Here is a 20,358-nt window from a genome sequence, read left to right as displayed (position 1 = left end):
ACTTCACACCGCCGCTTGCCGGGCGGCGAAGTCCACGTACCAGTCCAGGCAGCCCGGGTTGGCCATGGCTTCCTTGTTGATCACCTTCTCCAGCGGCTGGCCCAGCAGCAGCTTCTTGATCGGCAGCTCCTGCTTCTTGCCCGAGAGGGTGCGCGGGATTTCGGCCACCTGGAACACGGCGTTGGGCACGAAGCGCGGCGAGAGCGCGGTGCGGATGGCGGCGTTGATCTTCTCGCGCATCGCATCGTCCAGCGCCAACCCCGGGCGCAGCACCACGAACAGCGGCATGTAGCTCTCGCGACCGAGGTATTCGAGGTCCACCACCATCGAGTCCAGCACCTCGGGCAGCGCCTCGACCGCGCTGTACAGCTCGCTCGTGCCCATGCGCAGGCCGTGGCGGTTGATGGTGGCGTCGGAGCGGCCGTAGATCACGCAGGAGCCGTCGGGGTGGATGCGCAGCCAGTCGCCGTGGCGCCAGACGGCGCCGGCTTCGGCGGGCAAGTCACCACCACCGGGCTTGCGGCCGTGGCCGGGCGGGTACATGTCGAAGTAGCTGCCGAGCAGGCGCTGGTTGTCTTTGTCGCCCACGAAATACAACGGCATGGAGGGGATGGGTTGTGCGCAGACCAGTTCACCCACCTCGTCGATCACCGGCTGGCCCTGCTCGTTCCAGGCCTCGACCGCGCAGCCCAGCAGGCGGCACTGCATGCGGCCCGGGGTTTGTGGCAGCTCCCTGTTGCCGCCAATGAAGGCACCGGCGAAGTCGGTGCCGCCGGAGATGTTGCACCACCAGATGTCGCCGGCTTCATTTCCCTCTCCCTCTGGGAGAGGGTCAGGGTGAGGGCTGGGCGCGGCGAGGCCCTCACCCCCGCCCTCTCCCAGAGGGAGAGGGAGTGAACTTCCTCGCAGCTTGCGAAACTGCGCCGTGCCCCAGTTCTGCGCGTCCTCGGACAGCGGCGATCCCGTCGTGCCCAGCGCCCGCACCTTGGACAGGTCCCCACACGCCGCCAGGTCCACACCCGCCTTCATGCAGTTCGCGAAAAACGCCGCGCCAGCGCCGAAGAAGCTCACGCCGAGCTCGGAGGCGAAGCGCCAGAGCACGGTCCAGTCGGGCTTGTCTTTCGAGCCGCCCGGATTGCCGTCGTAGATGACGCAGGTGGTGCCGTTGAGCAGGCCGCTGGTCTGCGCGTTCCACATCACCCAGCCGGTGGAGCTGTACCAGTGGTAGCGCTCGCCCCAGCTGTTGGGCGCGTAGCTGCAGCCCACGTCGTTGTGCAGGGTCTTGAGCGCCAGCGCGACGATCATGGTGCCGCCGTGGCCGTGCACGATGGGCTTGGGCAGGCCGGTGGTGCCGCTGCTGTAGACGATCCACAGCGGGTGGTCGAAGGGCAGCCACAGCGGCTCGAAGGCGGTGGTGGCGGCGTCGTTGCGCGCCGTCGCTTCGGCGAAGCTGGCGCAGGGTGCGGACACGGCCAGGGCCTTCGCCACCGCGTCCGGGCCCTCGGCCAGGTTGGTGTGCAGGATCACATGGCGCAGCGTGGGCAGGGCCGCGCGCAGCTCGGCCACCACGCCCAGGCGATCGAAGTCCCGTCCGCCGTAGGTCACGCCATCGCAGGCGATCAGCGCCACCGGCTCGATCTGTTTGAAGCGGTCCAGCACCGCGTTGGTGCCCATGTCGGGCGCGCACACGCTCCACACCGCGCCGATGCTGACCACCGCGAGAAAGGCGACCATGGTCTCGGGAATGTTGGGCAGGTAGGCCGCCACGCGGTCGCCGGGCCGCACGCCCTGGGCCTGCAGGTGCAGCGCGAGCGAAGCCACCTGGCGCCGCAGCTCGGGCCACGACAGCTCGACGCGCCGGCCCTTCTCGTTGCGGCTCTCGATGGCCATGAAGCCCGCCGCGTGCGCGGGCGCCACGTGGCGGAACACCTGCTGCGCGTAGTTCACCCGCGCGCCCGGGAACCACTGCGCGCCGGGCATCACGTTCTTCGCCAGCACGGCCGTGTGCGGCGTGGGTGAGCACAGTTCAAAGTGGTCCCAGATGCTCTGCCAGAAGGCGTCGAGCTCGGTGGTGGACCAGCGCCAGAGCGCGTCGTAGCTGTCGAACCGCAGGCCGCGGTGTTCGGCCAGCCATTGCTGGTAGAGGCGGATCTGGGGGATGTGGGGCGCGGTGGGGTTCATGCGGACGGCTTCCTAGGGTGCGCCATTCTGGTTCGTGGCCTGCCGCAGCCGCACAAGGGTTTGTACGGATGTTCAATGTTTTTGTACAACCGTTCAATACCGGCCATGGTCACCGGCCCCGCCCCCACCCGCTCCAGACCCGCGCCCTCGCGCGGCGCCCCCCGGCCCGACCGCCAGCAGGCCATCCTGCTGGCGGCCGAGAAGCTGTTCGCGCAACGCGGCTACCACGGCGTGACGATCCGGCAGATCGCCGAAGAAGCCGGCGTGCCGCTGGCACTGGTGGGCTACTACTACGGCCCCAAACACGAGCTGTTCCACGCCATCTTTGCGCACTGGAACCAGACCATCGAGGAACGCCTGGCCGCACTGGACGCGGCGGCGGCGAACCCGCAAGACCCGCAGACGCTGACCCGCATCGTCGAGGCCTTCGTGAAGCCCGTGATCCGGCTGCGCAACAGCGAAGAGGGTTTCTATTACGCGCAACTGGTCGGCCGCGAGCTGGCCTACGGCAGCGCCGAAGCCGACCGCGTGCTGCGCGAGTTCTTCGACCCGATGGCGCACCGCTTCATCGCCGCCATGCACGCCGCCCTGCCGCACGCCCGCCTGGCCGACGTGGCCTGGGGCTACCAGTTCGCGCTCGGCGCCCTGCTGCACCACCTGGTCGACGACCGGGTGACGCGGCTGTCGCAGAACCAGAGCCGGGCCGGCGACCCCGAAGCCGCGGACCGGCTCGTGCGATTCATCGTGGGCGGCCTGCAGGCCGCCCTGCCCGCCCCCACTTTCCCCGTCCCGAAAAAAACCACCCCACCATCCCGTAGGAGACCCGCATGAAACGACGCACCGCCTTGGCCGCACTGGCCGCTCTCCCCGCCGCCGCGAGCCTGCCGGCGCTCGGCCAGACCATGCCCAAGGTGGTGTTCGGCTACACCGCCGTGACCGACTTCGCCTCGGTGTTCGTGGCGCTGGAACAGGGCTTCTTCAAGAAGCGCGGCCTGGAGGTCGAGGCCAAGTTCATCCCGATCAATTCCACCATCCCCGCCGCGGTGCAGGCCGACTCGCTGCAGATCGGCGGCCCCACGCCCAGCGTATTCCTGCAGTCGGTGGACGGCGGCCTGGACCACGTGGTCGTGGCCGGCGGCGGCGCCACTTCCAAGACCATCACCGGCTTCGGCCTGGTGGCCAAGGCCGGCAGCGGCATCCGCACCGCGCAGGACTGCCTGGGCAAGAAGATCGGCGTGCCCGGCCTGGGCGCCTTCCTGCACGTGACCTTCCGCGCCTGGCTCAAGACGCAGGGTGTGGACTTCAGGAAGGTGAACTTCGTCGAGGCCTCGTTCCCGCAGCACGGCGACCTGCTGCGCGGCGGCTCGGTCGACGCCGTGGTCAGCGCGGACCCGTTCATGAGCCGCATCACCGACACCGGCGTGGGCTATGTGGCGAGCTACTACTCGACCTTCCTGCCCGAAAACCAGCCGACCATCATCCACACCGCGCGCCGCGACTGGGCCGAGAAGAACCCGGCCGCCGTCAAGGCCTTCCGCGAAGGCGTGCAGGAAGGTGCGGCCTTCATGCTGCAGCCCAAGAACAACGAGGCGGTGCGCGCGGCCGTCGGCAAGTACATCAAGCTGCCGCCCGAGGTGCTGGCCAAGGTTCAGATCTCACCGCCCTCGCCCATGGTCACGGAAAAGCAGCTGAACTACTGGGTCGGCCTGATGAAGGACCAGGAAATGCTCAAGACCACACCCGATGTGGCGCGGCTGATCGTGAAGTGAGGCCCGGGTGTCCGAAACCGTCCTGCATTTCGATCAGGTCGCCATCACCCTCGGCGGCCGTGAGATCCTCTCGCCCACCGAGCTGAGCGTGCGACGCGGCGAGTTCGTCTGCGTGATCGGCCCCTCGGGCTGCGGCAAGACCACGCTGCTGCGCGCCGCGGCCGGTTTCGTGGCGCCCAGCAGCGGTGCCGTGATGCGCCAGGGCAAGCCGATCACCGGCCCCAGCCGCGAGGTGGCCTTCGTCTTCCAGGACTACGGCCGCGCCCTGCTGCCCTGGCGCACGGTGGCGGCCAACGTGAGCCTGGCCCTGGAAGCGGCGAAGGTGCCCGAGGCCGAGCGGCCGGCGCGCATCGCGAAGGTGCTGGACACCGTGGGCCTGGGTGCGCACGCCAGCAAGTACCCGGCCCAGCTCTCGGGCGGGATGCAGCAGCGGGTGCAGATCGCGCGCTGCCTGGCGCAGCGGCCCGACGTGATGATGATGGACGAGCCCTTCGGCGCGCTCGACGCGATGACGCGCGAGACGCTGCAGGACGAGCTGGCGCGGCTGGTGCGCGAGGAAGGCCTGACGGTCATGTTCGTCACGCACGACCTGGAGGAAGCGCTGTACCTGGGCGACCGCGTGATCGCGTTGCGCGCCAACCCGACCCCGGAGCGCCCCAGCCTCGCGGCGGTGATCGACGTGCCGCTGCCGCAGCCGCGCGACCAGATCGGCACCAAGGAACACCCGGAGTTCCTGCGGCTGCGGCGCGAGCTCTACCACTACCTGGGGCATGCATGAAGGCCCTCGTTTTCCCCGCCGTGCTGATCGGCGCGCTGGAGCTGTGGACCCGCACCGCGGGCCAGGGCAGCGACGCCATCGCGCCGCCGAGCGCGGCGCTCCAGGCGCTGGCGGGTGCGGCCACCGACGGTTCGCTCTGGAGCGCGACCGCGTTCACGCTGGGCAGCGCCGCCCTGGGCCTGCTGATCGGCGCGCTCGGCGGGCTGCTGCTGGGCACACTGCTGGGCCTGTCGCGCCGGGCGGCACGGGCGGCCTACCTGAGCGTCGAGGTGGCGCGGCCCATTCCCTCGGTGGCGCTGATCCCGCTGGCCATGCTGGTGTTCGGCTTCGGCCTGCGCATGGAGGTGAGCGTGATCGCCTTTGCCTGCCTCTGGCCCATGCTGGTGCTCACGCAGGCGGCGGTGCAGCAGGTCGAGCCCCGGCTGCTGGAGGTGGCGCGGGCGCTGCAGCTCACGCCGCTGCAACGCTTTGCCTGGATCGTCGGCCCGGCCATCGTGCCGCGCCTCTTTGTGGCGCTGCGCCTGGGCGTGGCGATCGCGCTGGTGGTGGCGGTCACGGTGGAGATCGCGGCCAACCCCAACGGCATGGGCTACGCGATGATGATTGCGCAGCAGAGCCTGGACCCCGCCCTGATGCTGGGCTGGCTGGCCTGGATCGGCGTGGTCGGCTACGCCATCAACGCCGGTGCGCTCGCGCTGCAGCAGCGGGTGGCTCGCCGCATGGGGGAGACGGCCGCATGAGCTCTCAAACCTTCAGACGGGTCAACGCCCTGGGCAGCGCGGCGGGCGCCATCGCCGTACTCGGCGGCTTCGTGGCCCTGTGGTGGCTGGCCAGCCGCAGCGGCTGGGTCAACCGCGCCTTCCTGCCCTCGCCGGCCGCCACGGCGGGCAGCCTGGTGCAGGGCCTGGCCGGCGGCGACCTGCTGGCCTACACCTGGGCCACGCTCAACCGCATGCTGCTCGGCTGGGTGCTCGCCAGCGCCCTGGGCATCGCGCTGGGCGCGCTGATCGGCAGCTCGCGAACGGCACGCGAGTGGATCGCGCCCACGCTCGAATTCATCCGCCCGCTGCCGGCCTCGGCGGTGATGCCGCTGGCCATCGCGCTGTTCGGCCTCTCGGGCGGCATGGTGCTGGCGGTGGTGGCCTTCGGCTCCATGTGGCCGGTGCTGCTGGCCACCCTGCACGGCCTGGCACAGGTGCATGTGCGGCTGCGCGAGGTGTCGCAGGCGCTGCAGCTGGGCCGCCTCGAATTCATCGCCAAGATCGGCCTGCCCAACGCGATGCCCGACATCCTCTCGGGCATGCGGCTGTCGATGACGGTCTCGCTGATCGTCTCGGTGGTCGGCGAGATGATCGCCTCGCAGGCCGGCCTGGGCCAGGCCATCCTGCTGGCCGCGCGCTCGTTCCAGGCCAGCGAGCTGTTCGCCGGCATCGTGCTGCTGGGCGCCATCGGCTTCGCGAGCAACGCCGCGCTGGCCCTGGCCGAACGGCGCCTGCTGCGCTGGCAGCGCCCCTGACTGTCCACCCGTTTTCAAGGAGTCCCCCATGCCCCGCAAATTCGTCGACCTCTCGATCTTTCTGGAAAACGACGTGCTCAGCGATCCGCCGGCCTTCGCGCCCAAGATCCAGTACTTCACCCACGAGCACACCTTCGAGCAGATCGAACCCTTCTTCCCCGGCCTGAAAAAGGAAGACCTGCCCGACGGCGAAGGCTGGGCGGTGGAGCTGGTGCAGCTCTCCACCCACAACGGCACCCACCTCGACGCGCCCTACCACTTCCACTCCACCATGGACAAGGCGCTGGGTGAGAAGAAGCCCGCCATCGCCATCCACGACGTGCCGCTGGAGTGGTGTTTCCAGCCCGGCGTGAAACTGGACTTCCGCCACTTCGCCGACGGCTACGTGGTCACGGCCGACGACGTGGAGGCCGAGCTCAAGCGCATCGGCCACACGCTCTCGCCGCTGGAGATCGTGGTGGTCAACACCCGCGCGGGCTCGCGCTACGGCCACCCGGACTACGTGGCCGCCGGCTGCGGCATGGGCTACGAGGCCACCATGTACCTGCTGGAGCGCGGCGTGCGCCTGACCGGCACCGACGCCTGGAGCTGGGACGCGCCCTTCGTGCACACCGCGAAGAAGTACGGCGAGACGCACGACGCCAGCCTGATCTGGGAAGGCCACAAGGCCGGGCGCGACATCGGCTACTGCCACATCGAGAAGCTGCACAACCTCGAAGCGCTGCCGCCCACGGGCTTCATCATCAGCTGCTTCCCGCACAAGATCCGTGGGGCCAGCGCGGGCTGGACCCGCGCCGTGGCCATCTTCGACGAGAAGCTGTGACCCCCCTGCGCCGCCTTCGGCGTCACCCCCCAGGGGGCGATGCCAGCCGACCGGCAAAGCCGGCTCGGCGGCATCCCCGGTTGGGCCTCTCCATGCGAGGTGAGTGGTGCTGCGGCAGCGTGAACAACTGACAGGAATCACCCCATGGAACTCAACCACACCCACGACGCCCAAGCCCGCAGCTGGCTGGCCTCGGCCAACGAAGCCGGCACCGACTTTCCCATCCAGAACCTGCCGTTCGGCGTGTTCCGCCGCGCGGGCTCGGACGAGGCCTTTCGTGGCTGCGTGGCCATTGGCGACCAGATCGTCGATCTCGCCGCCGCGGCCCGGGCCGGGGTGTTCGAAGGCCTGCCGCAACTCGCCGCGCAGGCCTGCTCGGACACCGCGCTCAACCCCTTCCTGGCCATGGGCCCGGTGGCCTGGCGCGCGCTGCGCCACGCGCTGTTCGCCGCGCTGCGCCATGACGCCGACGCCCAGGTGGTGGGCCTGTTGCACGGCTGCCTGCTGCCGCAGGCCGAGGCGGAACACGGCGTGCCCACGCACATCGCCAACTACACCGACTTCTACACCTCGATCCACCACGCCCGCAACGTGGGCCGCGTGATCCGGCCCGACGACCCGCTCACGCCCAACTTCCAGTGGCTGCCCATCGCGTACCACGGCCGCGCGTCGAGCGTGGTGGTCAGCGGCACACCGTTCCACCGCCCCATGGGCCAGGCCCTGCCCCCGGGCGCCAAGGCGCCCGTCTATGGGCCCTGCGCGCGGCTGGACTTCGAGCTGGAACTGGGCTTCTACATCGGCCCGGGCAACGCCCTGGGCGAGCCGATCCCGCTGGAGAAGGCGGAAGACCACATCTTCGGCGTGAGCCTGCTCAACGACTGGTCGGCGCGCGACCACCAGTTCTGGGAAATGGCGCCGCTCGGCCCCTTCCTGGGCAAGAACTTCTGCACCAGCGTCTCGCCCTGGGTCGTCACCCTGGAGGCGCTCGCGCCCTACCGCGTGCCCTTCGCCCACCCGGCCGACGAGCCCCAGCCCCTGCCCTACCTGGACGGCGCGGCCAACCGCGACCACGGCGGCCTGGACGTGCAGCTCGAAGTGCGGCTGGAAACCGCGTTGCACCGCGCCAAGGGCGTGGCCCCCGACCGCCTCTCGGCCACCAGCTTCCGCCACCAGTACTGGACCCTGGGCCAGATGGTGACGCAGCACACCGTGGGCGGCTGCAACCTGCAGACCGGCGACCTGCTGGGCACGGGCACCATCTCCGGCCCCACGCCGCCCGAGGCCGGCGCCATCGTCGAGCTCAGCCGCGGCGGCACGGTGGCCATCGATCTGCCCGGCACCGGCGAACAGCGCCGTTTCCTGGAAGACGGCGACAACGTGATCCTGCGCGGCTGGTGCGAGAAGCCGGGTGCGGCGCGCATCGGCTTTGGCGACTGCCGGGGTGAGGTGCTGCCGGCGCTCGCCTGATCGCGTGGAATTGCGTTTCTTCCGCGTGGCCTGACGCGGATCAAGGCCCGCGCACCGGCCGTGGCGCCATGATCGCCGCAGCCCTGTCCCGCCCGCGTCACGCCCGCCCCGCGCCTGCTGCAACGCAGCGTGCGGGCCTTCGGGCCACCCGGCAGAATCGCGGCCACCCGACACCCGGTTTCACCACCACAACAAGGAGTTTTCATGGGTCTGTTCCACTGGACGGAAAAATCATCGGCCACGCTCACGGGCGGCGGCGTCATCGGCCCCGACGAGCGCCTGCCCTGGCCGCAGACCGCCGTGATGGGCGTGCAGCATTTGATCGCCATGTTCGGCGCCACCGTGCTCGCCCCCATCCTGATGGGCTTCGACCCCAACGTCGCCATCCTCATGAGCGGCATCGGCACCCTGATCTTCTTCGTCATGACCGGCGGCAAGGTGCCGAGCTACCTCGGGTCGAGCTTCGCCTTCATCGGCGTGGTGATCGCGGCCAGCGGCTACGCCGGCCCGGGCCCGAACGCCAACATCGGCGTGGCGCTGGGCGGCATCGTCGCCTGCGGCGTCGTCTACACGCTCATCGGTGCGCTGGTGCAGGCCATCGGCACGGGCTGGATCGAACGCCTGATGCCCCCGGTGGTGACCGGCTCGGTGGTGGCCGTGATCGGCCTGAACCTGGCCGGCATCCCGATCAAGAACATGGCGCCCACCGGCTTCGACGCCTGGATGCAGGGCGTGACCTTCGTCTGCGTGGCGCTGGTGGCGGTGTTCAGCAGCGGCATGCTGCAGCGCCTGCTGATCCTCATGGGCCTGATCATCGCCAGCGTCATCTACGCCGTGCTCACCAACGGCCTGGGGCTGGGCAAACCGCTGGACCTGAGCGGCATCGCCAGCGCCGCCTGGTTCGGCCTGCCCAACTTCAGCGCGCCGGTCTTCAGCGGCAACGCCATGCTGCTGATCGCACCGGTGGCCATCATCCTGGTGGCGGAAAACCTGGGCCACATCAAGGCCGTGACCGCCATGACCGGCAAGAACCTGGACCGCTACATGGGCCGCGCCTTCATGGGCGACGGCGTGGCCACCATCGTGGCCGGCAGCGCGGGCGGCACCGGCGTGACCACCTACGCCGAAAACATCGGCGTCATGGCCGCCACCAAGATCTACTCCACCGCCATCTTCTTCGTGGCAGGCATCATGGCCATCCTGCTCGGTTTCAGCCCCAAGTTCGGCGCGCTGATCCAGGCGATTCCGCTGGCCGTGATGGGCGGCGTGTCCATCGTGGTGTTCGGCCTGATCGCCGTGGCCGGCGCCAAGATCTGGGTCGACAACAAGGTCGATTTCTCGAACAACAAGAACCTGCTCGTGGCCGCCATCACCCTGGTGCTGGGCACCGGCGACTACACGCTGCGCTTCGGCGAATTCGCCCTCGGCGGCATCGGTACCGCCACCTTCGGCGCCATCGGGCTCTACGCCCTGCTCAACCGCAAGGGCTGAGCGCCGCACGGCACCTCACGGCCTGTCCGCCCGCCGGGGCGGCAGGCCTTTTTTTCGCCGGCTCGCCGGCCCCGATGCGGGCAAACCCTCAGCCCTGCAGCAACGGGCTGTTACCCCAGCCGCCACCCACCGCCCAACAATCGAAGCCCGAACCCGTTTTCCAAGGAGACTCCCATGGGCAAGAAACTGTTGATGATCTGCGGTGATTACTGCGAAGACTACGAAACCATGGTGCCGTTTCAGGCGCTGCAGGCGGTGGGCCACACGGTGCACGCGGTCGCACCCGACAAGAAGGCCGGCGACTGGATCCACACCGCCATCCACGATTTCGAAGGCGCGCAGACCTACAGCGAAAAACCCGGCCACCGCTTCACGCTCAACGCCAGCTTCGCCGACGTGAAGCCCGAGGCCTACGACGGTCTGGTGATTCCCGGCGGGCGCGGCCCCGAGTACCTGCGCATGCACGCCAGCGTGGTGGCGCTGGTGAAACACTTCACCACCAGCGGCAAACCGGTGGCCGCCATCTGCCACGGCGCGCAGCTGCTGGCAGCCACGGGCGACATCAAGGGCCGCACCATCTCGGCCTACCCCGCCTGCCAGGTGGAGGTGGAGCTCGCGGGCGCCATCTACGCCCCCATCGCGGTGGACCAGGCCGTGACCGACGGCCCCTTCGTCACCGCACCCGCCTGGCCGGCCCACCCGGCCTGGATCGCGCAGTTCCTGGCGGTGCTGGGCACCCGCATCACGCATTGATGCGCATCCCCCGTGCGAAGCCGCCGACAATGCGGTTTCGTCCGCCCAACGCAGGAGTGTCACCATGTGTGAAGTCTTCATCAGCGCCGACCCCGAGAGCTACGCCAGCCGCACCCGCTCGGTGCGGCTGCACGGTGTGGTCACCAGCATCCGGCTGGAGAACCTGTACTGGGACGTGCTCACCGAGATCGGCGAGCGCGACGGCATGGCGGTGGTGCAGCTGATCGAGAAGCTGTACGACGAGCTGGTGGCCGCACGCGGCGGGGTGGGCAACTTCGCGTCCTTCCTGCGCGTGAGCGCGCTGCGCTACATGGCGCTGCAGGCGCACGACCGCATTCCCATGGACAACGCGGTGCCGATCCGCTCGCTGGACGCGCGCGCCGTGCTGCATGCGCTGCCGGCGCACTGGGCGCTGCCGCCCGCGGCGGCGTCGGGCAAGGTGGTGGCGCTGCGCCGCAAGGGCTGACACTGCCACGGCGCGGGCGCAGGCGACACCCGGCGCTGTGCGAGCCGGCGGGAGGCCGCTACAGTGTGGCGATTCGTCTCCCAACCCACCGCCCGTTCAGCCCCCCATGACCCTCTGGAAAAAACCCCTCTCCGTCGAAGAACTCACCGCCATCCACGTGGGCACCGCCGTGCAACACCTGGGCATCGAATTCCTGGAGGTCGGCGACGACTTCATCCGCGCACGGGTGCCGGTGGACACCCGCACCAAGCAGCCCTACGGCCTGCTGCACGGCGGCGTGAGCGTGGTGCTGGCCGAGACGCTGGGCAGCTGCGGCGCCGCCTACAGCTGCCCCGAAGGCCACCGCGCCGTGGGCCTGGACATCAACGCCAACCACCTCAAGGGCGCCACCAGCGGCTGGGTCACCGGCGTCACGCGGCCGGTGCACATCGGCCGCACCACCCAGGTCTGGCAGATCGACCTGACAAACGACGCGGGCGAGCTGACCTGCGTCTCGCGCATCACCATGGCGGTGCTGGCGCCGCGATGATCATGCATCGGTCTTTCGTTTCCACACGGGTCTCGGGCCTGAAAACCGGCGCTGTCGCGCTCTGCGCCGCCCTGTTGCTGGCGCTGTCCGCCTGCGGCGGAGGCAGCAGCGCAAGTACCGACAGCGGCACGGGCGGCGCGGGCACCGGCACCAGCAGCGCCCTGCCCTCGCAGTGCACCGGTTCGTGCAACGCGGCCACGCCGGTGCCGCCCACCGTCTCCAGCACCGGGGGCGAGGGCAATGTCACCCTGTACAGCACGGGCCCGAGCAACGGCGGCGCCTGCGGCTACGGTTCAACGAACATCCAGTCCTACGCCGCCATCCACGCCAACGTGGCGCCCGGCGATGGCCAGGGGCCGTGGCAGCACGGCAAGGTCTGCGGCCAGTGCGCCGAAGTCACCGTGCTCACCTCGCAGGGCCTCAAGACCACCACCGTGCGCATCGTGGACAAATGCCCCGACGGCAACTGCGGCATCGACCTTGGGGGCACCGCCCCCAGCGCGGTGATGGCCGACGGCTTTGGGCGCTACGCGGGCCAGTGGCGCTTCGTGGCCTGCGGCGGCCACCCCGGCGTGTCCGACGGCGCGCCCACGCTGAACGTGAAGGACGGCAGCAACCCCTGGTGGTCGCGCGTGCGCGTGCACAACCCCGCCACCGGGGTGGCCTCGATCGACTACCAGGACACCGGCAGTTCAGCGCACGGCAGCTTCGCCTTCGACACCACCAACGTCGAGAACGCGTACGAGGTTCCCATCGGCGCGGTGCTGCAGTCCAGCGCCGCGAAGTTCCTGATCACGGTGAACTACGTGGACGGCACGAAGGCGACCGTGCAGCTCAGCCCCGCGCAACTCGGCGCGGCGAGCGCGAGCTACCCGCTCCACTGAACCCCGCCAGCGCCACGCCATCCCGATGACCCGGCCGCCGGTGCGCAGCGGCCGCACCGACGACCCGGCCCAGCGGATGACACGGGCGCGCTGGGCTGCAAGGGTTGACATTTTTTCTGGTTCGTGCCGATATGCAGGGCGTACAGTCCGGCTTACCTCACAGCTCCCGCCATGGACCCCACCCCAGCCTCCCACAACGACGATCTCGGCCACTACCTGTCGATCATGGTGGATCAGGGGGCGTCCGACCTGTTCCTCTCCAGCGGCGCCGCGCCTTCGATCAAGGTGCAGGGCGTGGTCAAGCGCCTGTCCGAAACCGAGCTTGACGCCTCCCGCGTGCAGCGGCTGGCCTATTCGGTCATGCGCGAGACGCAGATCCGCGACTTCGAGTCCACGCTTGAATGCGATCTGGCCATCGCCATCGAGGGCCTGGGCCGCTTCCGCGTGAACGTCTACCGCCAGCGCGGCGACGTGGCGGTGGTGGTGCGCCACATCAACGCCCAGATTCCCACGCTGGACGCGCTCAAGCTGCCGGCGGTGCTCAAGAAGCTGTCCATGCTCAAGCGCGGGCTGGTGCTGGTGGTGGGGGCCGCGGGGTCGGGCAAATCCACCACGCTGGCGGCGATGATCAACCACCGCAACCAGTCCACCAGCGGTCACATCCTGACGGTGGAAGACCCGATGGAGTTCGAACACGCCCACGGCAAGTCCATCGTCGATCAGCGCGAGGTCGGGCTGGACACCCAGTCGTTCGACGAAGCGCTGCGCCACGCCATGCGCGAGGCGCCCGACGTGATCATGATCGGCGAGATCCGCGACCGCGAGACCATGCAGCACGCCATGGCCTACGCCGAAACCGGGCACCTGTGCGTGTCCACCCTGCACGCGAACAACGCCAACCAGGCGGTGCAGCGCGTGCTGAACTTCTTCCCCGAAGCGGCCCACCGCCAGGTGCTGATGGACCTGTCGCTCAACCTCAAGGGCGTGGTGGGCCAGCGCTTGATCCGTGGCGCGGTGGGCAAGCTGGTGCCGGCGGTGGAGGTGATGCTGCTCTCGCCCTACATCGCCGATCTGATCCAGAAGGGCCAAACCGACGAGATCAAGGAAGCGATGGCCAAGAGCAACGAGCTGGGCATGGCCACCTTCGACCAGTCGCTCTACGACCTCTACCAGCAGGGCGAGATCACCGCCGAGCAGGCAGTGGACAACGCCGACTCGCGCACCGACCTGTCGCTGCGCATCCGGCTGAACGCGGGCAAGCGGCCGGACACGCAGGGCCTTCGCATCGACTGATCGCTCAGTCGATCTTCACGTACTCGTAGTCCACCGGCTGCTGGTTGATGCCCATGCGCGGGGGTGCGATCCAGCTGGCGTATTCGCCGGCCCGGAGGCAGGGCTTCATGAGCGAGTGGATGAAGGCCATGTCGTCGCCATTGGGCAACCACTCGTCTTTCAGCGCGGCCCAGCTCTCGGCGCCCAGCAGCTCGCCAGCGGGGCTGATGGCGTGGCCGGCGAACTCGCCGATCTTGCGGTTGAAGCCCTTGTGCGGCTGGGTGAAGCGGAAGTCGATGCCCGCTTTCTCGATCGCCTTGTTCCAGCGGTCGATGCCGCCCTGGCAGTCGGCGATGTAGTCGTCGAGCAGGCGGCTGTTGATGGCGCGCAGCGCGGGCACGTCTTCCCACACCAGCTCGCCATCGACCACGCGTTGCACCTTGTAGGTGGCATCCTGCAACTGGTGGTCGTCGCCCGCGAGCTTGGCTTCGTTGAAGCGGCCCTTGAGGCCGGCGCTGAAGGCGTCGGCGGCGTTGGACGAGATTTCGGAGCCGAACAGGTCGCGCGTCACGCTCATGTGGAAGTTGGCCTTGCGCTGCAGCAACGGCAGGTCCACCACGCCCAGCGCGCGGATGCGCTCGGTGTCAAAGGGGTCGGTGATGCCGGCCTTGTTCATGGCGGCGCAGGTGGCCTCGATGGTGCGGCCCACGCCGGTCTCGCCCACGAAGAGGTGGTGCGCCTCTTCGGTCAGCATGAAGCGGCAGCTGCGGCTCAGCGGGTCGAAGCCGCTTTCGGCCAGCGCGGCCAACTGCATCTTGCCGTCGCGGTCGGTGAAGTAGGTGAACATGAAGAAGCTCAGCCAGTCCGGCGTGCGCTCGTTGAAGGCGCCGAGGATGCGCGGGTTGTCCTGCTGGCCGCTGCGGCGCTCCAGCAGGGCCTGCGATTCCTCGCGGCCGTCCTTGCCGAAGTACTTCACCAGCAGGTAGACCATGGCCCAGAGGTGGCGACCTTCTTCCACGTTCACCTGGAACAGGTTGCGCATGTCGTACAGGCTGGGCGCGGTCTTGCCCAGGTAGCGCTGCTGCTCCACCGAGGCCGGCTCGGTGTCGGCCTGCACCACGATCAGCCGCTTGAGCAGCGCGCGGTACTCGCCCGGCACCTCTTGCCAGACCGGCTCGCCCTTGTGCTTGCCGTGGGGAATGGTGCGGCCTTCCACCTGGGGGGCCAGCAGGATGCCCCAGCGGTACTCGGGCATCTTCACGTAGCCGAACTTGGCCCAGCCGGCCGGGTCCACGCCCACGGCGGTGCGCAGGTACACGTCGGCCTCCTGGAAACCCTCGGGCCCCATGTCCTGCCACCAGTCCAGGTAGCCGGGGTGCCAGCTCTCCAGCGCGCGCAGCAGGGTGCGGTCGGACGACAGATCCACGTTGTTGGGGATGGCGTCGTCGTAGCTGACTTCCACGAAACGGTCGCTGTTCACCGATTCCGGGGCTTCGATCAAGGTGTCTTCTGAGCTCATGGGGTCTCCTGGGTGGATGTGATGCACTTTAATGCCTGTTTTGAAACAAGCGATGCGTACTATCCTGCTTATCGCCAGGCACAGATTTGCGCCAGATCAAATACAGCCCAGAAATGGAGGTCGGGCCTCGGGCGCCCACCCCAGCGGCCAACCGGTCGTGAAGGTGGGGCCTCAGCGGGCCCGTTCGCAGCGCCCTTGCGCCGTCGCCAGGCCCCGGAAATCGCTGGTCCAGGTCTGGGTGGCGGTGTCGATCTGGATGCGCTCGTTGTCCAGCGCCGTGAGGACCAGCGTGCCCTGGACCGTGAACGTGTAGACCGGTATGCCGTCGATGTGCACGCTGCGCACGCGCCGCTGGTCGTAGCCGATGTCCACGGTGCGCACCCAGGGCGTGCGCGCGGGCAGGTAGACCGCCTCGCATACAAGGCCGACGCGCTGCGCGTCGCCTCCAGGGCGTTCCAGCGGGCCCGCGGCGCTGGCCGGCGCCTGGGTGCCGGCCAGCGCCAGCGCGGCCCACAGCACCGGGGCCATGGGTGGGCGGCGCACCGCGTTCACTCGGCGGCCCCGCGCGCCAGGCGCTCGCTTTTCCAGTACACGTCGTCGCCGCCGTTCATGCGGTTGAGCACGCGCGCGAGCACGAACATCAGGTCCGAGAGCCGGTTGAGGTACTGGCGCGGGGCTTCCTTGATCGCTTCTTCATTGCCCAGCGCCACCACCGCGCGCTCGGCGCGGCGCGCCACGGTGCGGCACACATGGGCCTGGGCCGCTGCGCGGTTGCCCGCGGGCAGGATGAACTCCTGCAGGCGCGGCAGCTGTTCGTTGTAGGTGGCCAGCGCTTCGTCCAGCGCGAGCACCGCGTCGGGCTTGAGCAACTCATAGCCCGGGATGGAGAGCTCACCACCGAGGTTGAACAGCTGGTGCTGGATCTCCACCAGCAGCGCGCGCACGTCGTCGGCCATGGCTTCGCACAGCAGCACGCCGATGTGCGAGTTGAGCTCGTCCACATCGCCCATGGCATGCACGCGCAGGCTGTGTTTGGACACCCGGGTGTTGTCGCCCAGGCCGGTGGTGCCGGCGTCCCCGGTGCGGGTGGCGATCTGTGTCAGGCGATTGCCCATGGGGGTCTCCTTGGTCGATGGGGTGGTGCGAATCCACGCATTGTGGAGGGGATTCGGGTGCGGTTACAGCAGGCAGGGAAATGTGTCTGAGGCAAGCAAGCTGTCAGTGAGGCAACCGCAGGCAAAACCATTGGCCCCACAGGCCCGTTTCCCTTGAAATGGACTGCCCCGCCACCTCGACGGCGGGTTCACGTTCAACACCCAAGGAGAAAGACCCCATGTTTGACCGCAAACGAATCGACCTGTTTGAAGCCCGCAGCGTCATGCTGTTCGCCACCCTCACCCTGGGCACGGCCGGCGCCACGTTCGCCCAGTCCTCCATGCCCGAGGCCCCGGTGAGCAACAGCGAAATCAGCGCCGCGTTCGCCACCGCCGACAAGGACGCCAGCGGATCGCTCAGCCGCGAAGAGGCCAAGAGCCTGCCCGCCGTGGCGGAGAGCTTCGCGCAGATCGATGTCAACAAGGATGGCGCCATTTCCATGGCCGAGTTCATGCGCGCCATGAAAGACAGCAAAGGCTGATGGCCTGAACCATCGGGGCACCATGCAGGCCATCGGGGGCTCTGCGCGGTGCCTGTGTCGGTGCACAACCCCGGCGGTAAACTGGGCGGCCCCAGGACTGGCCCAGAACGGAGACCGCCATGAACGCCCCCGAACACCTCGCCCATCTGACCCCGGAGATCCGGCAACGTGCGGTACCGGCCGCGTTGATGGCGGCCCTGCAGGACCGCTTCAAGGCCCAGTGCTCCACCGCACAGGCCGTGCGTGAACAGCACGGTCGCGACGAGTCGGTGTACGACGTGCCACCGCCCGCCGCCGTGGTGTTTGCCCAGAACACGCAGGACGTGGCCGACGCCGTGAAACTGGCCGCCGCACACCGCGTGCCGGTGATCCCGTTCGGCGTGGGCTCCTCGCTCGAAGGCCATTTGCTCGCGGTGCAGGGCGGCATCAGCATTGACGTGAGCCGCATGGACCAGGTCTTGTCGATCAACGCCGAAGACCTGACCGTGACGGTGCAGCCCGGCGTGACGCGCAAGGCCGTGAACGAAGCGGTGAAGAGCGAGGGCCTGTTCTTCCCCATCGACCCAGGCGCCGACGCCTCCATCGGCGGCATGGCCGCCACGCGCGCCAGCGGTACCAACGCCGTGCGCTACGGCACCATGCGCGAAAACGTGCTGGCGCTCGAAGTGGTCACCGCCAGCGGTGAGGTGATCCGCACCGGCACCCGCGCCAAGAAGAGCAGCGCCGGCTACGACCTCACGCGCCTGATGGTGGGCAGCGAAGGCACGCTGGGCGTGATCACCGAAGTGACGCTCAAGCTCTACCCGCTGCCCGAAGCGATCTCGGCCGCGACCTGCTCCTTCCCCACCATCGAGGCCGCGGTGCGCACCGTGATCCAGGTGATCCAGCTCGGCGTGCCGATCGCGCGCTGCGAGCTGATCGACGCCAACACCGTGCGCATGGTCAACGCGCACAGCAAGCTCGGCCTGCGCGAAGAACACATGCTGCTGATGGAGTTCCACGGCTCGCCCGCGAGCGTGAAGGAACAGGCCGAGACGGTGCAGGAAATCGCCGCCGACTTCGAGGGCAAGGCCTTCCAGTGGGCGACCACGCCCGAAGAACGCACGCGCCTGTGGACCGCGCGGCACAACGCCTACTTCGCGGCCATCCAGAGCAAACCCGGCTGCCGCGCCATCAGCACCGACACCTGCGTGCCGATCAGCCGCCTGGCCGACTGCCTGCTCGACTCGGTGGCCGAGGCCGATGCCTCCGGCATCCCCTACTTCCTGGTCGGCCATGTGGGCGACGGCAACTTCCACTTCGGCTATTTGATCGACCCGGCCATCCCCGAAGAGCGCGAACGCGCCGAGCAGCTGAATCACCAGTTGGTGGCGCGCGCGCTCAGACTGGAAGGCACCTGCACCGGCGAACACGGCGTGGGCCTGCACAAGATGGACTTCCTGCTCACCGAGGCCGGCACGGGCGCGGTGGACATGATGCGCAGCATCAAGCGTGCGCTCGACCCGGACAACATCCTGAACCCTGGCAAAATCTTCGCGCTCTGAGCGGCGCTTGCTGCACCGCGACTTGCAGGCGTCCTCCGAATGGGGTATCAGAGCAGCTTCGTCGCCGTCTGCGGCGGCCTGTTCCCGGGCCCTGGCACGACGCGGGTGGCTATACTTGAATACCAAATGTGTACCCAAAACACAGGGAGGTTACCTGCCATGAACCGTTTGCTGTTTTCCCTGCTGCTGATTGCTGTCACGGCCAGCGCACAGACGCCCGAACCGGGCGCCACCATCCGCATCTGCGACGCATCGGGCTGCTCCGACCGTCCGCGCAACTCGTCCACCTTCCGGGTGGAGCCCAACGACCCCGTCGCCGAACAGCGTCTGGCCGCCCTCACCCTGCTGGCCGACAAAGACCCTCGTGCGGCCTTCGACCTCGGCCTGCGCTATTTCCGCGGCGATGGCGTGGAGAAGAACAGCTACCAGGCCCTGCAGTGGATGCGCAGCGCGGGCGAGCGCGGCGTGGTGGGCGCTCAACTGGCGCTCGGGCGTTTCTATCTGATGGGGCTGGAGGAGATGGGCTCCGACCCCGCGGAGGCCGAAACCTGGCTCACCATGGCCGCGGCCAAGGGCAGCAAGGAGGCCAAAAAACTGCTCGCCGAGGCCACGGCCGCCAAAAAGGACGAGCAGCGGTACTACCAGTGGCGCGAGGCGCACCGCAAATCCTGGGCCGGCTACTGGTACACAGGCTACACCTACTACTGGCATTGGGGCCCCAGCGGCTGGTACGACCGCTGAAGTCCTGCAGATTCACGAACCCGTTCATCAAGAGAGAAAGTAGCTTCATATGACCTCGACCTCGACAACCCTCCGCTGGGCCGCTCTGGCCACCTCGCTGGCCCTGGCCGGCTGCGTCACCCCGGGTGGCGGCACCGTCTCCACCGGTGGTGGTGGTACCGCCACCACCGGCGCCGCCGCAGGCGGCACCAGCGTGGGCGCCAACAGCGGCCTGGAGCGCTGCGATTCGCCGCTGGGCACGCTGGCGGTGGACGACGGCCGTGGCAAGGAGTGGTACGCCAGCTTCGGCGAGGCCACCAAGGTCACCACCATCGAGCCGCTGATCCGTCTGGCGGTGCAGCAGTCGAACTGCTTCGTGATCACCTCGATCGGCAACAACCGCACCGAAAGCAAGATTTCGGCGATCACCGACAAGCAGCGCAACTCGGGCGAGTTCCGCGCCGGCTCCAAGCAGCAAAAGGGCCAGCGTGTCGCCGCCGACTACTACCTGGAACCCGCCGTGATCATCGACGACGAGTCCACCGGCCAGATCGCCGGCGCGCTCGGCGGCCTGCTGGGCGGGCGCAACCGCAACCTGGGCGTGCTGGCCGGCTCGCTGGAGAGCAAGGCCTCGGTGGTCACCATGACCCTGCTGGACATCCGCTCGGGCGTGCAGATCGCCATCTCCGAAGGCAACGCCACGGCCACCAACTACGGTGCCGCGCTCGGCGCCTTCGGCCCCAGCGCGGGCGGCGCCCTCAGCGGCTTCTCGCGCACCCCGGCCGGCAAAGCCACCGTGGCCGCCTTCACCGACGCCTACAACAACATGGTGATTTCGCTGCGCAACTACAAGGCGCAGGAAGTCAAGGGCGGCCTGGGCCGCGGTGGTCAGCTCAAAGTCGGTAACTGAGGTCCCCCCTGCGCCGCTTTGCGGCTTCCCCCCTAGGGGGACGATGCCCTTGGGCCGGCAGAGCCGGACCTTCGGCATCTGCTGAGGGACTGCCCCTCCT

At 68.8% G+C, this 20,358-nt stretch carries 21 protein-coding genes; 17 read left to right on the top strand and 4 right to left on the bottom strand.

What is annotated here, in order from left to right:
* Positions 1-3: 3 nt before the first annotated feature.
* Positions 4-2,181, bottom strand: coding sequence for an acetoacetate--CoA ligase (locus AC07YZ_RS19300; protein WP_494795924.1), 2,178 nt, complete (start codon positions 2,179-2,181; stop codon positions 4-6).
* A 105-nt stretch (positions 2,182-2,286) separates the two neighbouring features.
* On the opposite strand from AC07YZ_RS19300, the gene AC07YZ_RS19295 reads away from it, so the two are divergent.
* From AC07YZ_RS19295 to AC07YZ_RS19235, 13 genes are all read left to right on the top strand, one after another.
* Positions 2,287-3,012 carry a TetR/AcrR family transcriptional regulator gene (locus AC07YZ_RS19295; RefSeq protein ID WP_226490757.1) on the top strand — a complete coding sequence of 242 codons (726 nt, stop codon included), beginning with the start codon at positions 2,287-2,289 and terminating at the stop codon, positions 3,010-3,012.
* The gene (locus AC07YZ_RS19290) at positions 3,009-3,950 is read left to right on the top strand and encodes an ABC transporter substrate-binding protein (RefSeq protein WP_494795923.1); all 942 of its coding nucleotides are present in this window, start codon (positions 3,009-3,011) and stop codon (positions 3,948-3,950) included. The genes AC07YZ_RS19295 and AC07YZ_RS19290 overlap by 4 nt, the downstream gene beginning before the upstream one ends.
* Positions 3,951-3,957: 7 nt before the next feature.
* The gene (locus tag AC07YZ_RS19285; RefSeq protein WP_494795922.1) at positions 3,958-4,728 is read left to right on the top strand and encodes an ABC transporter ATP-binding protein; all 771 of its coding nucleotides are present in this window, start codon (positions 3,958-3,960) and stop codon (positions 4,726-4,728) included.
* Positions 4,725-5,468: an ABC transporter permease gene (locus tag AC07YZ_RS19280; protein WP_494795921.1), complete on the top strand. Its 744-nt coding sequence runs from the start codon at positions 4,725-4,727 to the stop codon at positions 5,466-5,468. The genes AC07YZ_RS19285 and AC07YZ_RS19280 overlap by 4 nt, the downstream gene beginning before the upstream one ends.
* Entirely contained in the window at positions 5,465-6,244 is a 780-nt protein-coding gene (locus AC07YZ_RS19275) for an ABC transporter permease (protein WP_494795920.1), read from the top strand. Before AC07YZ_RS19280 ends, AC07YZ_RS19275 begins: the two co-directional genes overlap by 4 nt.
* 28 nt (positions 6,245-6,272) lie before the next feature.
* Entirely contained in the window at positions 6,273-7,067 is a 795-nt protein-coding gene (locus tag AC07YZ_RS19270; RefSeq protein ID WP_226490752.1) for a cyclase family protein, read from the top strand.
* Positions 7,068-7,211: 144 nt separating this feature from the next.
* The gene (fahA, locus tag AC07YZ_RS19265) at positions 7,212-8,534 is read left to right on the top strand and encodes a fumarylacetoacetase (protein WP_494795919.1); all 1,323 of its coding nucleotides are present in this window, start codon (positions 7,212-7,214) and stop codon (positions 8,532-8,534) included.
* A 204-nt stretch (positions 8,535-8,738) separates the two neighbouring features.
* A complete protein-coding gene (locus AC07YZ_RS19260) occupies positions 8,739-10,025 on the top strand; it encodes a solute carrier family 23 protein (protein WP_226490750.1) in 1,287 nt (428 codons plus the stop codon).
* A 174-nt stretch (positions 10,026-10,199) separates the two neighbouring features.
* Entirely contained in the window at positions 10,200-10,778 is a 579-nt protein-coding gene (locus tag AC07YZ_RS19255) for a DJ-1/PfpI family protein (RefSeq protein ID WP_226490749.1), read from the top strand.
* Positions 10,779-10,842: 64 nt separating this feature from the next.
* Positions 10,843-11,244: a ribbon-helix-helix domain-containing protein gene (locus AC07YZ_RS19250; protein ID WP_494795918.1), complete on the top strand. Its 402-nt coding sequence runs from the start codon at positions 10,843-10,845 to the stop codon at positions 11,242-11,244.
* A 106-nt stretch (positions 11,245-11,350) separates the two neighbouring features.
* Positions 11,351-11,773, top strand: coding sequence for a hotdog fold thioesterase (locus AC07YZ_RS19245; RefSeq protein WP_226490747.1), 423 nt, complete (start codon positions 11,351-11,353; stop codon positions 11,771-11,773).
* Between the two features lie 2 nt (positions 11,774-11,775).
* Positions 11,776-12,657 (top strand): expansin-like protein, encoded by an 882-nt coding sequence (locus tag AC07YZ_RS19240; RefSeq protein WP_494795917.1) that lies wholly within the window; start codon positions 11,776-11,778, stop codon positions 12,655-12,657.
* Positions 12,658-12,828: 171 nt separating this feature from the next.
* Positions 12,829-13,950 (top strand): PilT/PilU family type 4a pilus ATPase, encoded by a 1,122-nt coding sequence (locus tag AC07YZ_RS19235; RefSeq protein WP_226490745.1) that lies wholly within the window; start codon positions 12,829-12,831, stop codon positions 13,948-13,950.
* A 4-nt stretch (positions 13,951-13,954) separates the two neighbouring features.
* On the opposite strand, the gene boxB is transcribed toward AC07YZ_RS19235, so the two are convergent.
* The 3 genes from boxB to AC07YZ_RS19220 form a co-directional block, all read right to left on the bottom strand.
* A complete protein-coding gene (boxB, locus tag AC07YZ_RS19230; protein WP_494795916.1) occupies positions 13,955-15,448 on the bottom strand; it encodes a benzoyl-CoA 2,3-epoxidase subunit BoxB in 1,494 nt (497 codons plus the stop codon).
* A 171-nt stretch (positions 15,449-15,619) separates the two neighbouring features.
* Positions 15,620-15,976 (bottom strand): hypothetical protein, encoded by a 357-nt coding sequence (locus AC07YZ_RS19225; protein WP_494795915.1) that lies wholly within the window; start codon positions 15,974-15,976, stop codon positions 15,620-15,622.
* Between the two features lie 20 nt (positions 15,977-15,996).
* Entirely contained in the window at positions 15,997-16,563 is a 567-nt protein-coding gene (locus AC07YZ_RS19220; protein WP_494795914.1) for a cob(I)yrinic acid a,c-diamide adenosyltransferase, read from the bottom strand.
* Positions 16,564-16,781: 218 nt separating this feature from the next.
* Here AC07YZ_RS19220 and AC07YZ_RS19215 point away from each other — a divergent pair, with 218 nt between their 5' ends.
* The 4 genes from AC07YZ_RS19215 to AC07YZ_RS19200 all read left to right on the top strand — a co-directional run bounded on the left by AC07YZ_RS19215 (position 16,782) and on the right by AC07YZ_RS19200 (position 20,258).
* Positions 16,782-17,084 (top strand): EF-hand domain-containing protein, encoded by a 303-nt coding sequence (locus AC07YZ_RS19215; protein ID WP_226490741.1) that lies wholly within the window; start codon positions 16,782-16,784, stop codon positions 17,082-17,084.
* Between the two features lie 119 nt (positions 17,085-17,203).
* Entirely contained in the window at positions 17,204-18,628 is a 1,425-nt protein-coding gene (locus tag AC07YZ_RS19210; RefSeq protein ID WP_494795913.1) for an FAD-binding oxidoreductase, read from the top strand.
* A 159-nt stretch (positions 18,629-18,787) separates the two neighbouring features.
* Positions 18,788-19,369 carry a tetratricopeptide repeat protein gene (locus AC07YZ_RS19205; RefSeq protein ID WP_494795912.1) on the top strand — a complete coding sequence of 194 codons (582 nt, stop codon included), beginning with the start codon at positions 18,788-18,790 and terminating at the stop codon, positions 19,367-19,369.
* Between the two features lie 49 nt (positions 19,370-19,418).
* Positions 19,419-20,258: a hypothetical protein gene (locus AC07YZ_RS19200; RefSeq protein WP_226490738.1), complete on the top strand. Its 840-nt coding sequence runs from the start codon at positions 19,419-19,421 to the stop codon at positions 20,256-20,258.
* Positions 20,259-20,358: the final 100 nt, after the last annotated feature.

The organism is Hydrogenophaga sp. GW101-3F08 (assembly GCF_059424585.1).
Note: the sequence above shows the minus strand (reverse complement) of the source record. Positions and strands in the feature narration are given on the sequence as shown.

Excerpts from the sequence above, each read along its gene's own strand:
- AC07YZ_RS19300 (WP_494795924.1), bottom strand. The coding sequence starts at position 2,181 with ATGAACCCCACCGCGCCCCACATCCCCCAGATCCGCCTCTACCAGCAA.
- AC07YZ_RS19215 (WP_226490741.1), top strand. The coding sequence starts at position 16,782 with ATGTTTGACCGCAAACGAATCGACCTGTTTGAAGCCCGCAGCGTCATG.
- AC07YZ_RS19260 (WP_226490750.1), top strand. The coding sequence starts at position 8,739 with ATGGGTCTGTTCCACTGGACGGAAAAATCATCGGCCACGCTCACGGGC.
- AC07YZ_RS19255 (WP_226490749.1), top strand. The coding sequence starts at position 10,200 with ATGGGCAAGAAACTGTTGATGATCTGCGGTGATTACTGCGAAGACTAC.
- AC07YZ_RS19235 (WP_226490745.1), top strand. The coding sequence starts at position 12,829 with ATGGACCCCACCCCAGCCTCCCACAACGACGATCTCGGCCACTACCTG.
- boxB (WP_494795916.1), bottom strand. The coding sequence starts at position 15,448 with ATGAGCTCAGAAGACACCTTGATCGAAGCCCCGGAATCGGTGAACAGC.
- AC07YZ_RS19270 (WP_226490752.1), top strand. The coding sequence starts at position 6,273 with ATGCCCCGCAAATTCGTCGACCTCTCGATCTTTCTGGAAAACGACGTG.
- fahA (WP_494795919.1), top strand. The coding sequence starts at position 7,212 with ATGGAACTCAACCACACCCACGACGCCCAAGCCCGCAGCTGGCTGGCC.
- AC07YZ_RS19205 (WP_494795912.1), top strand. The coding sequence starts at position 18,788 with ATGAACCGTTTGCTGTTTTCCCTGCTGCTGATTGCTGTCACGGCCAGC.
- AC07YZ_RS19225 (WP_494795915.1), bottom strand. The coding sequence starts at position 15,976 with ATGGCCCCGGTGCTGTGGGCCGCGCTGGCGCTGGCCGGCACCCAGGCG.
- AC07YZ_RS19245 (WP_226490747.1), top strand. The coding sequence starts at position 11,351 with ATGACCCTCTGGAAAAAACCCCTCTCCGTCGAAGAACTCACCGCCATC.
- AC07YZ_RS19295 (WP_226490757.1), top strand. The coding sequence starts at position 2,287 with ATGGTCACCGGCCCCGCCCCCACCCGCTCCAGACCCGCGCCCTCGCGC.
- AC07YZ_RS19200 (WP_226490738.1), top strand. The coding sequence starts at position 19,419 with ATGACCTCGACCTCGACAACCCTCCGCTGGGCCGCTCTGGCCACCTCG.
- AC07YZ_RS19290 (WP_494795923.1), top strand. The coding sequence starts at position 3,009 with ATGAAACGACGCACCGCCTTGGCCGCACTGGCCGCTCTCCCCGCCGCC.
- AC07YZ_RS19210 (WP_494795913.1), top strand. The coding sequence starts at position 17,204 with ATGAACGCCCCCGAACACCTCGCCCATCTGACCCCGGAGATCCGGCAA.
- AC07YZ_RS19220 (WP_494795914.1), bottom strand. The coding sequence starts at position 16,563 with ATGGGCAATCGCCTGACACAGATCGCCACCCGCACCGGGGACGCCGGC.
- AC07YZ_RS19250 (WP_494795918.1), top strand. The coding sequence starts at position 10,843 with ATGTGTGAAGTCTTCATCAGCGCCGACCCCGAGAGCTACGCCAGCCGC.
- AC07YZ_RS19280 (WP_494795921.1), top strand. The coding sequence starts at position 4,725 with ATGAAGGCCCTCGTTTTCCCCGCCGTGCTGATCGGCGCGCTGGAGCTG.
- AC07YZ_RS19275 (WP_494795920.1), top strand. The coding sequence starts at position 5,465 with ATGAGCTCTCAAACCTTCAGACGGGTCAACGCCCTGGGCAGCGCGGCG.
- AC07YZ_RS19240 (WP_494795917.1), top strand. The coding sequence starts at position 11,776 with ATGCATCGGTCTTTCGTTTCCACACGGGTCTCGGGCCTGAAAACCGGC.